The organism is Myxococcus stipitatus DSM 14675 (assembly GCF_000331735.1).
Lineage (GTDB): Bacteria > Myxococcota > Myxococcia > Myxococcales > Myxococcaceae > Myxococcus > Myxococcus stipitatus.
This window is the reverse complement of record NC_020126.1, coordinates 5480583-5494246: the sequence shown is the minus strand read 5'-3', so window position 1 is coordinate 5494246 and position 13664 is coordinate 5480583. Positions and strand designations below refer to the sequence as shown.

12 protein-coding genes are annotated in these 13664 nt (G+C 68.3%); 8 read left to right on the top strand and 4 right to left on the bottom strand.

The genetic code is table 11. The features are described 5' to 3' along the window. Positions 1-22: 22 nt before the first annotated feature. Positions 23-796: a 2,3-dihydro-2,3-dihydroxybenzoate dehydrogenase gene (locus tag MYSTI_RS21315; RefSeq protein ID WP_015349863.1), complete on the bottom strand. Its 774-nt coding sequence runs from the start codon at positions 794-796 to the stop codon at positions 23-25. Positions 797-1036: 240 nt separating this feature from the next. Here MYSTI_RS21315 and MYSTI_RS21310 point away from each other — a divergent pair, with 240 nt between their 5' ends. Then, positions 1037-1720: a Crp/Fnr family transcriptional regulator gene (locus MYSTI_RS21310; RefSeq protein WP_015349862.1), complete on the top strand. Its 684-nt coding sequence runs from the start codon at positions 1037-1039 to the stop codon at positions 1718-1720. A gap of 157 nt (positions 1721-1877) precedes the next feature. Continuing rightward, positions 1878-2633, top strand: coding sequence for a cyclic nucleotide-binding domain-containing protein (locus MYSTI_RS21305; protein ID WP_233278361.1), 756 nt, complete (start codon positions 1878-1880; stop codon positions 2631-2633). Here MYSTI_RS21305 and MYSTI_RS21300 read toward each other — a convergent pair whose 3' ends face one another. Continuing rightward, the gene (locus MYSTI_RS21300; protein ID WP_015349860.1) at positions 2634-3827 is read right to left on the bottom strand and encodes an OmpP1/FadL family transporter; all 1194 of its coding nucleotides are present in this window, start codon (positions 3825-3827) and stop codon (positions 2634-2636) included. It lies immediately after the preceding gene. A 340-nt stretch (positions 3828-4167) separates the two neighbouring features. Here MYSTI_RS21300 and MYSTI_RS21295 point away from each other — a divergent pair, with 340 nt between their 5' ends. Genes MYSTI_RS21295 through MYSTI_RS21275 form a run of 5 tightly spaced genes read left to right on the top strand, consistent with a single transcriptional unit; the run spans position 4168 to position 11468 of the window. Continuing rightward, a complete protein-coding gene (locus tag MYSTI_RS21295) occupies positions 4168-7824 on the top strand; it encodes a non-ribosomal peptide synthetase (protein WP_015349859.1) in 3657 nt (1218 codons plus the stop codon). 6 nt (positions 7825-7830) lie between these two features. Next, entirely contained in the window at positions 7831-9045 is a 1215-nt protein-coding gene (locus MYSTI_RS21290) for an aminotransferase class I/II-fold pyridoxal phosphate-dependent enzyme (RefSeq protein ID WP_015349858.1), read from the top strand. 23 nt (positions 9046-9068) lie between these two features. Next, positions 9069-9959, top strand: a complete 891-nt coding sequence (locus MYSTI_RS21285; RefSeq protein ID WP_144370120.1) for an aldolase/citrate lyase family protein — start codon at positions 9069-9071, stop codon at positions 9957-9959. Then, a complete protein-coding gene (locus tag MYSTI_RS21280) occupies positions 9956-10483 on the top strand; it encodes a MaoC/PaaZ C-terminal domain-containing protein (protein WP_015349856.1) in 528 nt (175 codons plus the stop codon). Before MYSTI_RS21285 ends, MYSTI_RS21280 begins: the two co-directional genes overlap by 4 nt. Further along, positions 10470-11468 (top strand): NAD(P)H-quinone oxidoreductase, encoded by a 999-nt coding sequence (locus tag MYSTI_RS21275; RefSeq protein ID WP_015349855.1) that lies wholly within the window; start codon positions 10470-10472, stop codon positions 11466-11468. Before MYSTI_RS21280 ends, MYSTI_RS21275 begins: the two co-directional genes overlap by 14 nt. Here MYSTI_RS21275 and MYSTI_RS45330 read toward each other — a convergent pair. Both MYSTI_RS45330 and MYSTI_RS21270 read right to left on the bottom strand, forming a co-directional pair. Next, entirely contained in the window at positions 11452-11694 is a 243-nt protein-coding gene (locus MYSTI_RS45330) for a helix-turn-helix domain-containing protein (protein WP_015349854.1), read from the bottom strand. The genes MYSTI_RS21275 and MYSTI_RS45330 overlap by 17 nt on opposite strands. Positions 11695-11725: 31 nt before the next feature. Next, the gene (locus MYSTI_RS21270; RefSeq protein ID WP_015349853.1) at positions 11726-12124 is read right to left on the bottom strand and encodes a terminase small subunit; all 399 of its coding nucleotides are present in this window, start codon (positions 12122-12124) and stop codon (positions 11726-11728) included. 237 nt (positions 12125-12361) lie between these two features. On the opposite strand from MYSTI_RS21270, the gene MYSTI_RS21265 reads away from it, so the two are divergent. Next, positions 12362-13651, top strand: coding sequence for a phosphodiester glycosidase family protein (locus MYSTI_RS21265; protein ID WP_015349852.1), 1290 nt, complete (start codon positions 12362-12364; stop codon positions 13649-13651). Positions 13652-13664: the final 13 nt, after the last annotated feature.

The following is a 13664-nucleotide window of genomic DNA, read 5'->3' as shown; positions in this document are numbered from 1 at the left end:
CTCGAGGACGGGGAGGGGAGCGTCAACAGCCCAGGGTGGCGCCCCCGTCGACACGGAGGTCGTGGAGGGTGATGTGGCGTGCGCGGTCCGACACCAGGAACTGCACCGCGTCCGCGATGTCGCGAGGCGTGGCGATGCGGCGCAGGGGGATGCCGACGCGGTAGGACTCCGACGCGCCCGCGATGACGGCGTCCGCGCCGTGCTCGTCCTTCCAGAGCAGGCGCTGCATGGCCGTGTCGGTGGAGCCCGGGGACACCACGTTGCAGCGGATGCCGTACTCGGCCAGCTCCAGCCCCAGGCACTTGGTGAACATGGTGGAGGCGGCCTTGGACGCCGCATACGCGCCCATCTGCATCCGAGGCGTCCCGGAGGCGTTGGAGCTCACCGTGACGATGGCCCCCGCGCGGCGGGTCACCATGCGCCGCGCCACCGCGCGCGAGACGTGAAACACGCCGTTCGTGTTCACCCCGAAGGTGGTGGCCCAGTCCTCGTCCGTCATCGACACCACCGGAGACATCCGCAGCACGCCCGCGACGTTGACCAGGGTGTGGATGGGGCCCAATTCCCGCTCGACGCGCTCCACCACCGTCTCCACCGCGGCGGCGTCCCCGACGCTGACCGGCCACGCGGCCGCCTTCTGCCCGCGCCCCCGCAGCTCGGACACCAGGGCGAGCAGCCCCTCCGCGTTCGTGTCGAGCGCGGCCACGGTGAACTCCGCCGCCAGGACCCTGGCCACCTCCGCGCCAATGCCCTGCGCCGCTCCCGTCACCAACGCCACCCGGGGTGTCTCGCCCATCGACTTCAACTCCTTCGGCCTCGCGTCGGAGTGCCTGTCGGAAACCCGATAAATGAGAATGGTTCTCATTATCGATATTGGGCGGATTAAGTGCCATGCGCCCAAGTCGGTGTCAAGGGTGGTTGTCACTCGCAGCGAAGCCGCCAGGGTGCGAGCGAAAGCGGGGATGCAATAGGGGGTGCGGGTGGGCTCTGATGGGGCGGGGCCTGGGGACGTCTGTCCAGGCTCCGGGGGGATGGCATGTCACACGCGCAACTGCTGTCCGAGATATCGCTCTTCGAGCATCTGGACAGTGAGGCATTGGAGAGCCTGTCTTCGCTGCTGCGTCCGTGTCGTTTCGGGCGCGGCGAGGTTGTCTTCCTTCAGGGCGACGTGGGCACCGCGCTGTATGTCATCCGCCGGGGAGAGGTGGCCATCCGGCTGAGCTCACCGGAGGGGAAGGAGGTCATCCTCTCCTTGCTGGCGCGCGGGGACTTCTTCGGAGAGCTGGCGCTCCTGGACGGCGAGCCCCGCTCCACGGACGCGGTGGCGCGCGAGGACTCGGAGCTCCTCATCCTCCAGCGGGACGACTTCCGCCGGTACGTGGAGGCGCGCCCGAGCGTGGCCACGGCGCTGCTGGCGACGTTGAGCCGCATGGTCCGCCACGTGACACAGTTGGTGCACGACACCCACTTCCTGGACGCGCGGGAGCGGCTGGTGCGGGTGCTGCTGGGGTTGGCGCGCGAGCAGGGGGAGAGCGGTGGCGCCGGCGGCGTCGTCATTCCCTTGCGGCTCACCCAGACGGAGATCGCCAACCTCTGCGGGTTGACGCGGGAGAGCACCAACAAGTGGCTGCGCTTCTACGTGCGTGAGGGATTGCTGTCCTATGAGGGAGGGAGAATCACCTTGGTCCATCCTGACCGCCTGGTGCGGGAAACCCCCTAGGATTGTGTTGGTTCGAGGTGTGAGGGGCTTCACTGCGGTCGCTCCGAAGCGCCGCTACTTTGGGCTTCCGAATCCACTCACAGTCCGTGGAGGCGGCATGTCGAATCCGGTTTCCCCAATCCCTTCATTGCAACCGATGGGGCCTGCGCCGTTGCCGGTGTGGACGCGGTTCCTCCCCGCCGGGCAGGTGGTGGTGCGCGAGGGAGACACTGGCGCGTCGATGTTCGTCATCTTGGAGGGCAAGGTGGCGGTGTGCCGGGAGCCCACCCACCGCCGGGAGGCGCGGATGCTGGCCATGCTCAACGCGGGGGACTTCTTCGGCGAGCTGGCGCTGATGACACACTGTCCACGAATGGCCAGTGTCGTCACCGTGGAGCGGACCGTGGTGCGGGAGCTGTCGCTCAACGGGCTCGCCGTGGCTGGCGCGCGTCACGGCGTGGAGGCGCCCGTGGTCGCCATGCGGTGTCGGGAGCGGCTGCTCGCGGATGCCCTGCGCAGCAGCCCGCTGTTGAGTGGCCTGTCACCCGGGCTCTGGGCCCAGCTGGGTGGGGCGCTGGAGCCCTACTCCGTCGGCGTGGGGGAGACGCTGCTCTCACGCGGGCATCCCGGGGACGCGCTCTACATCCTGCTGCGCGGGCGCTGCGGCGTCTTCCACACGCATGGGGACGGGCGCATCACCGCCTATCCCGACATGACGGAGGGAGACATCTTCGGAGAGGTCTCCCTGCTGCGAGGACGGCTGGCCACGGCCACGGTGACGGCGCGGACCTCCTGCACGATGCTGCGGTTGGACCAGACGGTGTTCCGCAAGCTCTTCTGGGGGCAGGCGGAGATCCGTCGCGCGCTGGTGAGCCTGGGGCTGGAGCGGATGCACCGCACCATGGGCGTCATCTCCTCCAGCACCGAGGGCTGACTACAGCGCGTAGCCGAGCGTCACGCTCAGCACATGGGCGGAGCCGGAGTAGGTGCCGCCCATGCCGGGCGCGGTGCTCGTCGTGTCCGAGAGGATGACGAACTGGTAGCCCGCGTCCGCGCGCAGCGCGCCGAAGGTGTATCCCGCGCCGAGGGTGAGCTTGTAGCGGTCCGCGTCCGGGAGGTCCGGGGTGAGCGTCTCCTCGGGGCTGGGGGCCAGGTCCGCGACGAAGCCCGCACGCGCCTGGAGTCGCGGCGTGACGGCGTACTCGGCGCCCAGGTGGTACTTCGCCTTCGTCGCCCAGTGCTTCGCCACCGGGTTGTTGAGCGCCGGCGTGTCCGGGAACTCGATGGCCAGCTCCTCGAAGGAGGACCAGAACGTCACCTGCGCATCGAAGGCCAGCGTCAGCCGCTCCATCGGGTAGAAGGCCAGGCCGAGGGCCAGCGTGGCGGGGAAGGTGACGTCCGCGCTCACGCGCTGGTCCGTCATCCGCTGCTGGAACTCCACGGGCACGTCCTGGAAGTCCGCCTTGCCGTCGAACGTGACGGCCACCGCGCTGCGGAAGTGCACCCCGAGCGTCAGTTCCTTCGGGAGCAGCTCCGCCTGGATGCCCGCGTTGAAGCCCACGCCCCACGCGCCGCCGCCCAGGTGGATGGCGCCCTCGCCCTCCACGAAGTTCAGCCCCCGGCGGATCTCCACGGTGGAGCGCACGATGTCCAGGCCCGCGCCCACGCGAATCGCCTCATGCGGCTGATACGCGACGGTGGGGTTGATGTAATACGCCGTGAGACTCGACTCCTTGCCGCGGAAGCGACCCACGAAGTCGTCCTTCCACCGGCTGCGCGCGCCGTAGGGGGCGTAGGCTCCCACGCCGAACGCGAGCGACTCGAAGGGGCGGAACACCGCGAACACGTGCGGCGGCGGTGACACCGTCAGCTTCTGGCTCTGCGCGGTGCCGCCGTCCGGCGTGAACTCCAGCAGCGGCAGGATGCCCGTGTCGCCCACGGTGATGTCCAACCGCTTCACGCCCAGGATGTTGGCCGCGTTGGAGTAGATGGCGGACGAGTCGTCGAGCCAGGCGGTGGCCGCGTTGCCCATGCCCGTCGAGCGGGCGCTCTGCGTGTCGATCTGAAACCCCGCGGCCTGGCTGGCTCCCGCGGCGAGCAGTGTCATGAGGGAGAGCGTCTTCTTCATGTTCTCAGGTCATCCGTCACGCCCAGGTGCACCACGCCCACGCCGCCAGACGTCGGCGGCGGTGACCGGGCCCACGGCGGTGGCGCGCTATCCCGGGCAGGCTCGGGTCACTCGGTAATCGACCAGTATACGACAGTCCGTGCCTACACCCTGATCGCCGCATCCAGCTCTGGAGCAATTTTCTGGAGCCGTTCCCCGAGAGCGCGGGCCCTGGGTCGACACGACACCACGCGACAAGTGTGAACCGCTCATCCTTGGTGGGGAGGGTGCGTGCAATTACACATGTTTTGTCGTTAAGAAATGTTTTACCCGGATTCCCATTATCCAGGGCTACTCCCCCATGACCCATCCACGCCCCCAGGACCTCCGCGCCGCGCGCAGTGTCACCCGTGCGGTGGAACCCCGCACCGAAACCGAGCGCGCCGTCGCGCTCATCTGGAGTGAGGTGCTGAATGTTCCAGGTGTCGGCGCGCTCGACCGCTTCCTCGAGCTCGGCGGCCGCTCGTTGATGAACTCCCAAGTGCTCGCACGCATCTGGAGCGTGTTCCGGGTGGAGCTGTCGCCCCAGGAGCTGGACGAGCTGGAGACGGTGGCCGCCATCGCGGGGCGCATCGACACGCTGGTCGCGCAGCGGTTCCGGGACGTCGCCGAGTCGTCGGTGATGCATCCGGTGTCTCGCTCGGACCGCCCCGCGTCCGGCACGGCCGCGCACCTGGCGCTGCTGTTCGAGCAGGCGGTGGGCTCACCCGATTCGCGGCTGTCCGAACTCTTACTTGTCACGGAGATGGAGCGACGCCTGGGAGCCGAGTCGTGGAATGAAGCCGCGCGTGGGCCGCGCGCGGAGTCGTGCGCGCACGCGCTGGTGGAAGCGCAGGCGGCGCGGACGCCCGACGCGGTGGCGCTGGTCTGCGAGGGGAGGGAGCTGACGTACGCGCAGCTGGAGCGGCGGGCCCGTCAGCTTGCGGGGCACCTGCGGAACGCGGGCGTGGGAGTGGGCGACCGGGTGGGTGTGTTCATGGAGCGGTCACCCGAGCAACTGGTGTCGCTCCTGGCGATTCTCAAGGCGGGCGCGGCCTACGTGGCGCTCGACACGCGCTACCCCCCGGAGCGGCTGGGGTACATGGTGGAGGACTCGAACGTGGCGAGGGTGCTGACGCGCGACAGTCAGTGGGACTCGCTGCCCGCGCCCGCTCGCGGGTTGGCGCTGCGCGTGGAGGCGCTGGGCTCCGAGGAGCCCGGCCCCCGGGAGCTGACGCCGCTGCCGCGCGTGCCCCCGGAGAGCGCGTGCTACGTGGTGTACACGTCCGGGAGCACCGGGAAGCCCAAGGGCGTCGTGTTGTCCCACCGCGCGCTGTGCAACCTGCTGGCGTGGCAGCGGGGGCACTCGCCCAAGGCGGACGCGACGACGCTGCAGTTCGCCCCGCTGAGCTTCGATGTGTCGTTCCAGGAGATCTTCTCGACGTGGAGCGCCGGGGGACGGCTGGTCGTCCCGTCCGCGCCGATGCGCCAGGACCTGCCCGCGCTGCTCGACTTCATGGTGGAGCAGCAGGTGGAGCGGCTGTTCCTTCCCTTCGTCGCCCTCCAGGCGGTGGCGGACGCGGTGGTGCACGGCGCGAAGGTGCCGACGAGCCTGAGGGAGGTCATCACCGCGGGAGAGCAGATGCAGGTGACGCCCGCGGTGGTGTCGCTCTTCGAGAAGCTGCCGGGGTGTGTCCTCGAGAATCAGTACGGCCCCTCCGAGACGCACGTCGTGAGCGCGTACCGGATGACGGGCGCACCCACGACGTGGCCCCGGCTGCCGCCCATCGGCTCGCCGCTGCCCGACGTGACGCTGCGGGTGCTGGATGAGCAGGGGCGGCCGTGCCCCGCGGGTGTGTCGGGAGAGCTGTTCATCGGCGGCGTGCAGCTGGCGCAGGGGTATCTGGAGAAGCCGGAGCGGACCGCGGAGCGCTTCATCCCGGACGCGCACGGACGGGTGCCCGGCGAGCGGCTCTACCGGACGGGAGACCGGGCGCGCTGGAACGAGGACGGGGTGCTGGAGTTCCTGGGGCGGTGGGACGAGCAGGTGAAGGTGCGGGGCTTCCGGGTGGAGTTGGGCGAAGTCGAGGCGGCGCTTCGGGAGCTGCCCGGTGTCCGCGACGCCGCCGCGGGCGTGCATGAGGACGGGCCCGGCGACAAGCGCCTGGTGGGGTACGTGGTGCCGGAGTCGGACGCCGCCTGGGCGCCCTCGGCGATGAAGGACGCGCTGGCGCGCAGGCTCCCGGAGCACGAGGTCCCCTCGGTGCTCATGAAGCTGAGCACGCTGCCGCTGACGCCCAGCGGGAAGCTCGCGCGCGGGAAGCTGCCGCCGCCGGACGCCGCCAGCCTGCGGGGCTCGTCGCCCTTCGTGGCGCCTCGTGGCGAGCTGGAGCAGCAACTGGCGGACCTGTTCGCCTCGGTGCTGAAGCTGCCCCGCGTGAGCGTCATGGACAGCTTCTTCGCGCTGGGCGGCCACTCACTGCTGGCGACGCTGGTGGTGTCGCGCATCCGCAAGTCCCTCAAGGCGGACATCCACCTGACGACGCTCTTCGAGGCCCCCACCGTCGCCGCGCTCGCGAGCCGCATCCGTGGCGCGCCGCTCGAGTCGCAGCCCTCATGGCCGGCCCTGGTGAAGGCGCCGCGCGGCAAGCCCCTGCCGCTGTCCTTCTCGCAGGAGCGGCTGTGGTGGCTGTTCAAGGCGAACCCCACCTCGACGGCCTACAACCAGCCCTCCGCCTACCGCATCAAGGGCGCGCTGAACGTCGGGGCCCTGCGGGCGTCGGTGCAGGCGCTGGTGGACCGCCATGAGTCCCTGCGCGCCACCTTCCTGGAGGTGGAGGGGCGGCCCTACCAGCAGGTCGCCGCGTCGCTTCGCGTGGACCTGCCGCTGGTGGACCTGCGGGGCAGGCAGGACGCGGAGGCGGCGCTCGCGCGGTGCATCGACGACGACGCGCGCGAGCACTTCGACCTGATGCGCGGCCCGCTCGTGCGAGGCGCCGTGGTCCGCCTGGCCGACGACGAGCACGTCTTCATCTTCAGCAAGCACCACATTGTCACCGACGGCTGGTCGGAGGGGCTCATCACCCACGAGGTGGTGAGCTTCTACTCGGCCTTCGTGCGGGACGAGGCGCCCCAGCTCCCGCCGCTCGACATCCAGTACGCGGACTACGCGGCCTGGCAGCGCCGGTGGTTGTCGGGCAGCGAGCTGGAGGCCCGGCTGGACTACTGGCGCACCGTCCTGGCGGATGCACCCAAGCTGCTCGACCTCCCCGTCGACAAGCCGCGCCCCCCCACGCGGACGTTCAACGGCACCTGGCTTCCCGTGTCCCTGGGCCGCGCGCGAAGCGATGCGCTCAACGCGCTCTGCCAGCGCGAGCGCGTCACGCCGTTCATGGCGCTGCTGGCCGTGTTCGGCTCGCTGCTGTGCCGCCAGGCCCGGCAGGAGGAGCTGGTCATCGGCTCGCCCATCGCCAACCGCGCGCTCCCGGAGCTGGAGCCGCTCATCGGTCTGTTCGTCAACACGGTGGCGCTGCGCGTGGACCTGCGGGGCAACCCCAGCTTCCGGCAGCTGCTGGGCCGGGTCCGCTCCGTCACGCTCGGCGCGCATGCCCATCAGGAAGTGCCCATCGACCAGGTGGTGGAGGCCGTCGTTCCCCGGCGGCCGCCGGACCGGGCGCCGCTCTTCCAGGCGATGTTCGTCCTCCAGAACGCCCCCACCGAAGTGCTGGCGCTTCCGGAGCTCGCGCTCGTCCCCATGGCCTCGGACCGAGGGGCCGCCGTCTACGAGCTGACCCTCTCCCTGGAGGAGACGGGAGACGGCTTCACGGGCCTGCTCGAGTTCAACACCGACCTGTTCGAGCCGGACACGCCTCGACGGTGGTGTGACGACTTCATCGTGCTGCTGGACCACGTCCTGGCATCGCCGGAGACGCGGGTCGGCGCCGATGCGTTCATCCCAGGTCTCGACGCGCAGGAGTGAGCCGCCATGGAACTCAAGAATCGCTATCGCAACACCGAGTCGATGATTGGGCACGGCAACCCTTCCTTCACCGCCGCGAAGGAGGCGGGGCTGCTGGACCTGTCCGTGCACAACACCGGGCGAGGCACGCTGGCGCTCCCGGACGGACGCGAGTTCATCAACACCTGTTCGTGCTCGTACCTGGGGCTGGACTCGCATCCCGACGTCCTCCAGGGCGCCATCGAGATCCTCCAGCGCGAGCGGACGATGTGCATGTCCATCTCCCGATTGCGCATACGGCTGGCGGACCTGGATGCGCTGGAGGAGGAGCTGACGCACCTCTGGCGCGCGAAGACGCTCGTCACGAACTCCGCCAGCTCCGCCAGCGCGGGACTGCTCCCCCTCATCGCCTCGGGACACCTGCTGCCGGACTCCCAGAAACCCATCCTGGTCTTCGACAAGTCGGCGCACTTCTCGATGAACCTCATCAAGCCCATCTGCGCGGATGAGACGCATGTCATCACCGCTCCGCACAACGACTTGGACTTCCTGGAGGACCTCTGCCGCAAGCACGCGCGCGTGGCCTACGTCGCGGACGGCTTCTACTCGATGGGCGGAGTGGCCATCGTGAAGGACCTGTTCGCCCTCCAGGACAAGTACGGGCTGTTCCTCTACTTCGACGACTCGCACTCGCTCTCCCTCTACGGCCAGACGGGCGAGGGCTTCGTGCGGGCGACGATGGGGGGCGAGGTCAACTCGCGCACCATCATCGTGGGCTCGCTGGGCAAGGGCTTCGGCACCGCGGGCGGCGCCGTCATGCTGGGGCCGGAGAAGCACGCGGACCTGGTGGGACGCTTCGCGGGGCCGCTGGGCTGGTCCCAGAGCCTGGCCATCCCGGCCATCGGCGCGAGTGTCGCCTCCGCGCGACTCCACGGCACCCCGGAGCTGGCCGCGCGGCAGAAGGCGCTGCGCGACAACGTCCGCTTCTTCGATGAGCGGGTCCCCACGCGGACGACGGGCGAGGACTTCCCCATCAAGATCATCGACGTGGGGCCGGAGGAGCTGGCCGTGGAGCGCTCGCGGCGGTTGATGGAACGGGGCTTCTACGCGTCGGCGGTGTTCTTCCCCATCGTCCCGAAGGGGCGCGCGGGGCTGCGCGTCATGCTGCGCTCCAACATCTCTCCCGAAGACCTCCAGCGGCTGTGCGACGCCGTCATGGAGCTGGCTGCACCCGGCACATGAGCCAGGAAGGATTCAAGCGCACCATGACCATGCCCTTGCAGTGCAGGTCCTTCCTGGTGACCCCCGCCATCGACCCCTTGCGATTCGAGAAGGCGATGGAGGTTGGAGCGGACATCGGACTGTTGGACCTGGAGGATGGCGTCCCGGAGTCGCTCAAGTCCGCGGCGCGCCGACTGGCCCTCGAGTACCTCTCCTCGGACCACCCGCGCGGCCCCATGTGCCTGCGCATCAACAGCCTGAGGACGGAGGCGGGCCTGCGCGACGTGCTCGCGCTGCTCGACTCCGATGTGCGGCTGGATGCCTTGTTGTTGCCCAAGGCGGAGTCTCCCTCGGAGCTCCAGCAACTGGACGCGCTGCTGGGGGACCGCTTCCCGGAGCTGGCGCTGCTCGCCATCATCGAGACGGCGCGCGGCGTGGAGGCGGTGGACGCCATCGCCATGTCCACGCCGCGCTTGCGAGGACTCGTCTTCGGCGCCGCGGACCTGTCCGCGCAGCTGGGCGTGCCGCTGGCGTGGGAGCCGCTGCTCTATGCGCGCTCGCGCATCGCCATGGCGGCGGCCATCGCGGGGGTGAGCGCCATCGACTCGCCGTTCTTCGACCTGGCGGACCTGGGGGAGCTGGAGGACGAGACGCGCCGCGTCTGTGCGCTGGGCTTCACCGGGAAGATCGTCATCCACCCGAAGCAGGTGGGCATCGTCCACTCGGCGCTGCGGCCCACCGCGCAGATGGTGGCCCATGCGCGCCGTGTCCTCGCGCAGGCGGGAGACGGAAAAGGTGGCATCCATGTCGTGGGTGGGAACATGGTCGGCCCTCCGCTGGTGACCGTGGCCAGGCGCGTGTTGGCGAGCATTCCCATCGACGAGGCCCTGGCGCCCGTCCAGCTCCGGGTGGGTTCCAGGAGTGGAGACTCATGAAGAAGCTGGTGGCCGCACACAAGAAGGTCGGCAAGCAGCGCTACCGCGAGACGCACGGGTTGTTCTTCGAGGACTTCGAGGTGGGGGACGTCTTCGAGCACCGCCCCGGCCGCACCATCACCGACGTGGACAACATGTGGCAGTCCCTGCTGAGCCTGAACACGCATCCGCTCCACATCGATGCGGTCTACGCGAGCAAGACGGAGTGGAAGCGGCCGTTGGTCTCCAGCCTGGTGACGCTGGCCATCGTCGGGGGGATGAGTCTGAACAGCACCAGTGCGAAGGGGGTCGCGAACCTGGGGTGGGATCGCATCCGGTTGACGGCCCCGGTCTTCGTGGGGGACACCCTGTACGCGGAGAGCCGGATCCTGGCCAAGCGGCGGTCTCGCTCCCGCTCGAAACAGGGAGTGGTCACCGTGGAGACGAAGGGCCTCAAGGCGGATGGCACTGTCGTGATGACCTTCGAGCGCTCCTTCCTCGTGCCCTTGCGGCGGCATGGCGTGGACGTGGATGCGAACTACTGAAGTGATGAGGGCGGTGGTGGTGCGGACCCCGGGCGGTCCGGAGGCGCTGGACCTGGAGACCCTTCCGCGTCCCGTCCCGGGCCCTCGGCAGTTGAGGGTCCGGGTGCACGCCTCCGCTCTCAACCGGACGGATATGCTCCAGCGCGCGGGGGGCTATGTGCTGCCGCCCGATGCCGCGAGTCCCCTGCTGGGCGTGGAGGTCGCGGGCGTCGTGGAGGCGGTGGGGGAGGCCGTCCGGGAGTGGGTACCTGGGCAGCGCGTCTTTGGTCTGGTGAATGGTGGGGGCTACGCGGAGGCGTGCTTGATGGAGGAGGGGATGGCCGTCCCGATTCCGGAGGGTTGGTCGTTCGTGGAGGCCGCGGCGACGCCGGAGGCGTACTGCACGGCGCACGAGTCGCTGTTGGAGTTGGGCGGACTGCGCGAGGGGCAGTCCGTGCTCGTTCATGCGGGTGGGAGCGGTATCGGCACTGCGTGCATCCAGGTGGCGCGGGCGGTGGGGGCGCGTGTCTTCTTCACGGTGGGCAGTGAGGAGAAGCACCGACGCTGTCTGGGGTTGGGGGCGGAGGCGGGGGTGGTGCGGACGCAGGCGGACTTCGCGGCTGCCGTGCTCGAGTGGACTCACGGGCGAGGCGTGGATGTCATCGAGGACTTCGTGGGGGGCGCGGCGCTGGAGCGCAACCTGCGAGCCTTGTGCTTTGGCGGGAGCCTGTTGCTGGTGGGGTTGCTGGACGGGCTGCGCGGTGATGCGGACCTGAAGCAGGTCGTGCTGCGCCGGCTTCAAATCAAGGGCATGGCGCTGCGCCCGTTGTCCCTGGATGAGAAGGTGGCTGTCACGAAGCGCTTCCGGGAGCGGTGGCTGCCGGAGTTGGTCGCGGGCCGGGTGCGCCCTGTCATCGACTCCACGTTTCCGCTGGAGCGCGTGCGGGACGCACACCGGCATATGGAGTCGAATGCGAGCTTCGGAAAGATCATCCTGGAGCTGTGATGCCTTTGGGCTTCGAACCCAGGGGTTGGGGGTTCAAGTCCCTCCCGTCCGACGTCAGCCCATCCTGTCGCGTACCCTCGTCCAGTTCGCTCTGGCGTACCCAGTTGCGCACCGTCGTGTCAGTGACGTGGAACTCCTCGGCCAGGCTGCTCGTCCGTCCTGCCTTTGCCAGCTCGACGATTCGCGCTCGGAACTCCGGCGGGTATGGGGGCTTCGGTTTCGGCATCGTTGGGTCCTTCTCCCACAGTTGAACGGACTCAACGAACCCGACGCAACTCCACGAGGGGCATGTCCTTCAGCGACAGGACAGCGCCACCCTCGCCCACCGCGTCACCGATGTCCGAGAAGGCCAGGCGCCGCAGCTCCCGCAGCACCTCCGCCACCTCGACGACGACCTCGTCCTTCACCGCCGCTTCAAGCTCGGCCTCACCAGCCTCCACAGCCGCCAAAACCTTGGCATTCCTCAACAGGCGGGAGCCCTGAGACTCCGCCGTCGCCTCGGAGTACCCGGCGCGGATGGCGGCCTGGGCGGCGTAGAAGTCCTTCAGGTACTCCCGGACGAAGGCCCGCTGCTTCGCCGTCAGGGCGTGCGCGGGCTCATCCGGGGCGGTCCGGGTGTCCTCGGTGTCGGGATTCCTGGGGCGCTCTCGTGCCACGTCGCCCAGCTTCGGTGCGGTCGGGGACAGCGTCCAGCTGACCCGCAGAGCCGCGCACCTGCGTTGCCATTGCCCGCGCTGGAATCCCTCATGCCATAGCCAACTCACCCCACGGGGCGATGTAACCCAAAATTAGACGGCCTCGTACAGCGATCAACTCAGGCGGCACGCGGCCCCTTACTGCTCGGTGCTCAGACGGGAGCATCAAAAGCTGGGGCACAGAGGAGGTCAGCCCAAATGGGAAACACAGTTGACACGAAGAAGACGGTCTACGTTCCGCCACCTGCGCCCAAGAAGACTCCAGATGCGCCTGCCCCCAAGAAGGCCCCACCAAAGACCTCTGTGGACGCCTTCGAGGCAGCGCTACCTTCCAAGTCAACTCCCGAACAGGCCGCATGGAAGGCGTACGACAAGCACATCAAGGGTGGTCCTCCGAAGGCATCGGACTACCGCAACGGGCCTTTGTTCAAGGAGGCACGGAAGGAGTACAACGACACCAAGCAACGCCTCGGCGACGCAGCGAGCAAGGCGTCCGTCGACAGGCTCAGGACGGAAGTAGCGGCAACACCCGGTAGCGACAAGACATTCGCGCGTCTGGACAACCGAGGCATCAATGTGAAGGTGCTCGACGACAAGTCCTATTCCGCGCTACCCGGCGCAACCAAAGACGGGCATGTCGGGCCCGAGGGCAAGCCCATCTACATCCCGCGGTCCCAAGCAACGAAGGAGAACCTGCTCCGGTTGGACGAGGCCTCCGCGAACGCCCAACCACTCTCTTTGCCTTTGGCAACCGAGACCGCGAAGGATGGCAACAAGATTGCCAACAACATCGCAGGGCGTCTCAACGGGAACCCGCACGCGCCAGTGGAGTTCACGGATCCCAGCGGCATCAAGGTCGTGGCACTAAAGAACCCTCAGCCCTCTCTTGTTGATCCGAGTCCCATTGAGAGCTTTACGGCGGAGGCCCAAGAGCGAGGCAAGGAACCTGGAAACGACACCATCATCAACATGAGCTTCTTCGATCCAGGCATCGGCCCAAAGGGCCATGTTGTCCAGAACGGCAAGCTGATTGCCGGAAACGACCAGCCAGACAAGTTCTTCGCTGCGTGGACTTCTGCGGGCATCAAGTTCGGCGAAGGAGACCCACCTGCCGACGCCAAACTGGCTTTCGGAGGAGGCGTTCCTCTTATCATCGACAAGAAACGCTACGGTGCCGACAACAAGAACGGGCTGCTAGCCGACAAGGATTTTGAGGACCTCGACAAGCGTCCTAAGTCGACCGGCAAGACGATTCTTGCGCATGACCGCGACACTGGAGTGACTTACGCCATAGTCCAGGGGGACAGCGAAAGGGGGAAAAGCCTCTCCGAGATCCGCGATGCCCTCGACAAGCTCGGTGTCGACGATGCCGTACTGTTTGATGGCTCCGACTCCTCAACTCTCGTCCGAGACGGCGACATCGTCGTCGACCCTGATGGTTGGAAGAATGCGATGATGCCATACGGCCTGAATCTGAAAGTCTCGTGACATCCCGGGGCGA

Bases quoted from the DNA above. Each gene is read 5' to 3' on its own strand.
- MYSTI_RS21290 (WP_015349858.1), top strand. From the start codon at position 7,831: ATGGAACTCAAGAATCGCTATCGCAACACCGAGTCGATGATTGGGCAC.
- MYSTI_RS21285 (WP_144370120.1), top strand. From the start codon at position 9,069: ATGACCATGCCCTTGCAGTGCAGGTCCTTCCTGGTGACCCCCGCCATC.
- MYSTI_RS21265 (WP_015349852.1), top strand. From the start codon at position 12,362: ATGGGAAACACAGTTGACACGAAGAAGACGGTCTACGTTCCGCCACCT.
- MYSTI_RS21300 (WP_015349860.1), bottom strand. From the start codon at position 3,827: ATGAAGAAGACGCTCTCCCTCATGACACTGCTCGCCGCGGGAGCCAGC.
- MYSTI_RS21295 (WP_015349859.1), top strand. From the start codon at position 4,168: ATGACCCATCCACGCCCCCAGGACCTCCGCGCCGCGCGCAGTGTCACC.
- MYSTI_RS21315 (WP_015349863.1), bottom strand. From the start codon at position 796: ATGGGCGAGACACCCCGGGTGGCGTTGGTGACGGGAGCGGCGCAGGGC.
- MYSTI_RS21280 (WP_015349856.1), top strand. From the start codon at position 9,956: ATGAAGAAGCTGGTGGCCGCACACAAGAAGGTCGGCAAGCAGCGCTAC.
- MYSTI_RS21310 (WP_015349862.1), top strand. From the start codon at position 1,037: ATGTCACACGCGCAACTGCTGTCCGAGATATCGCTCTTCGAGCATCTG.
- MYSTI_RS45330 (WP_015349854.1), bottom strand. From the start codon at position 11,694: ATGCCGAAACCGAAGCCCCCATACCCGCCGGAGTTCCGAGCGCGAATC.
- MYSTI_RS21275 (WP_015349855.1), top strand. From the start codon at position 10,470: ATGCGAACTACTGAAGTGATGAGGGCGGTGGTGGTGCGGACCCCGGGC.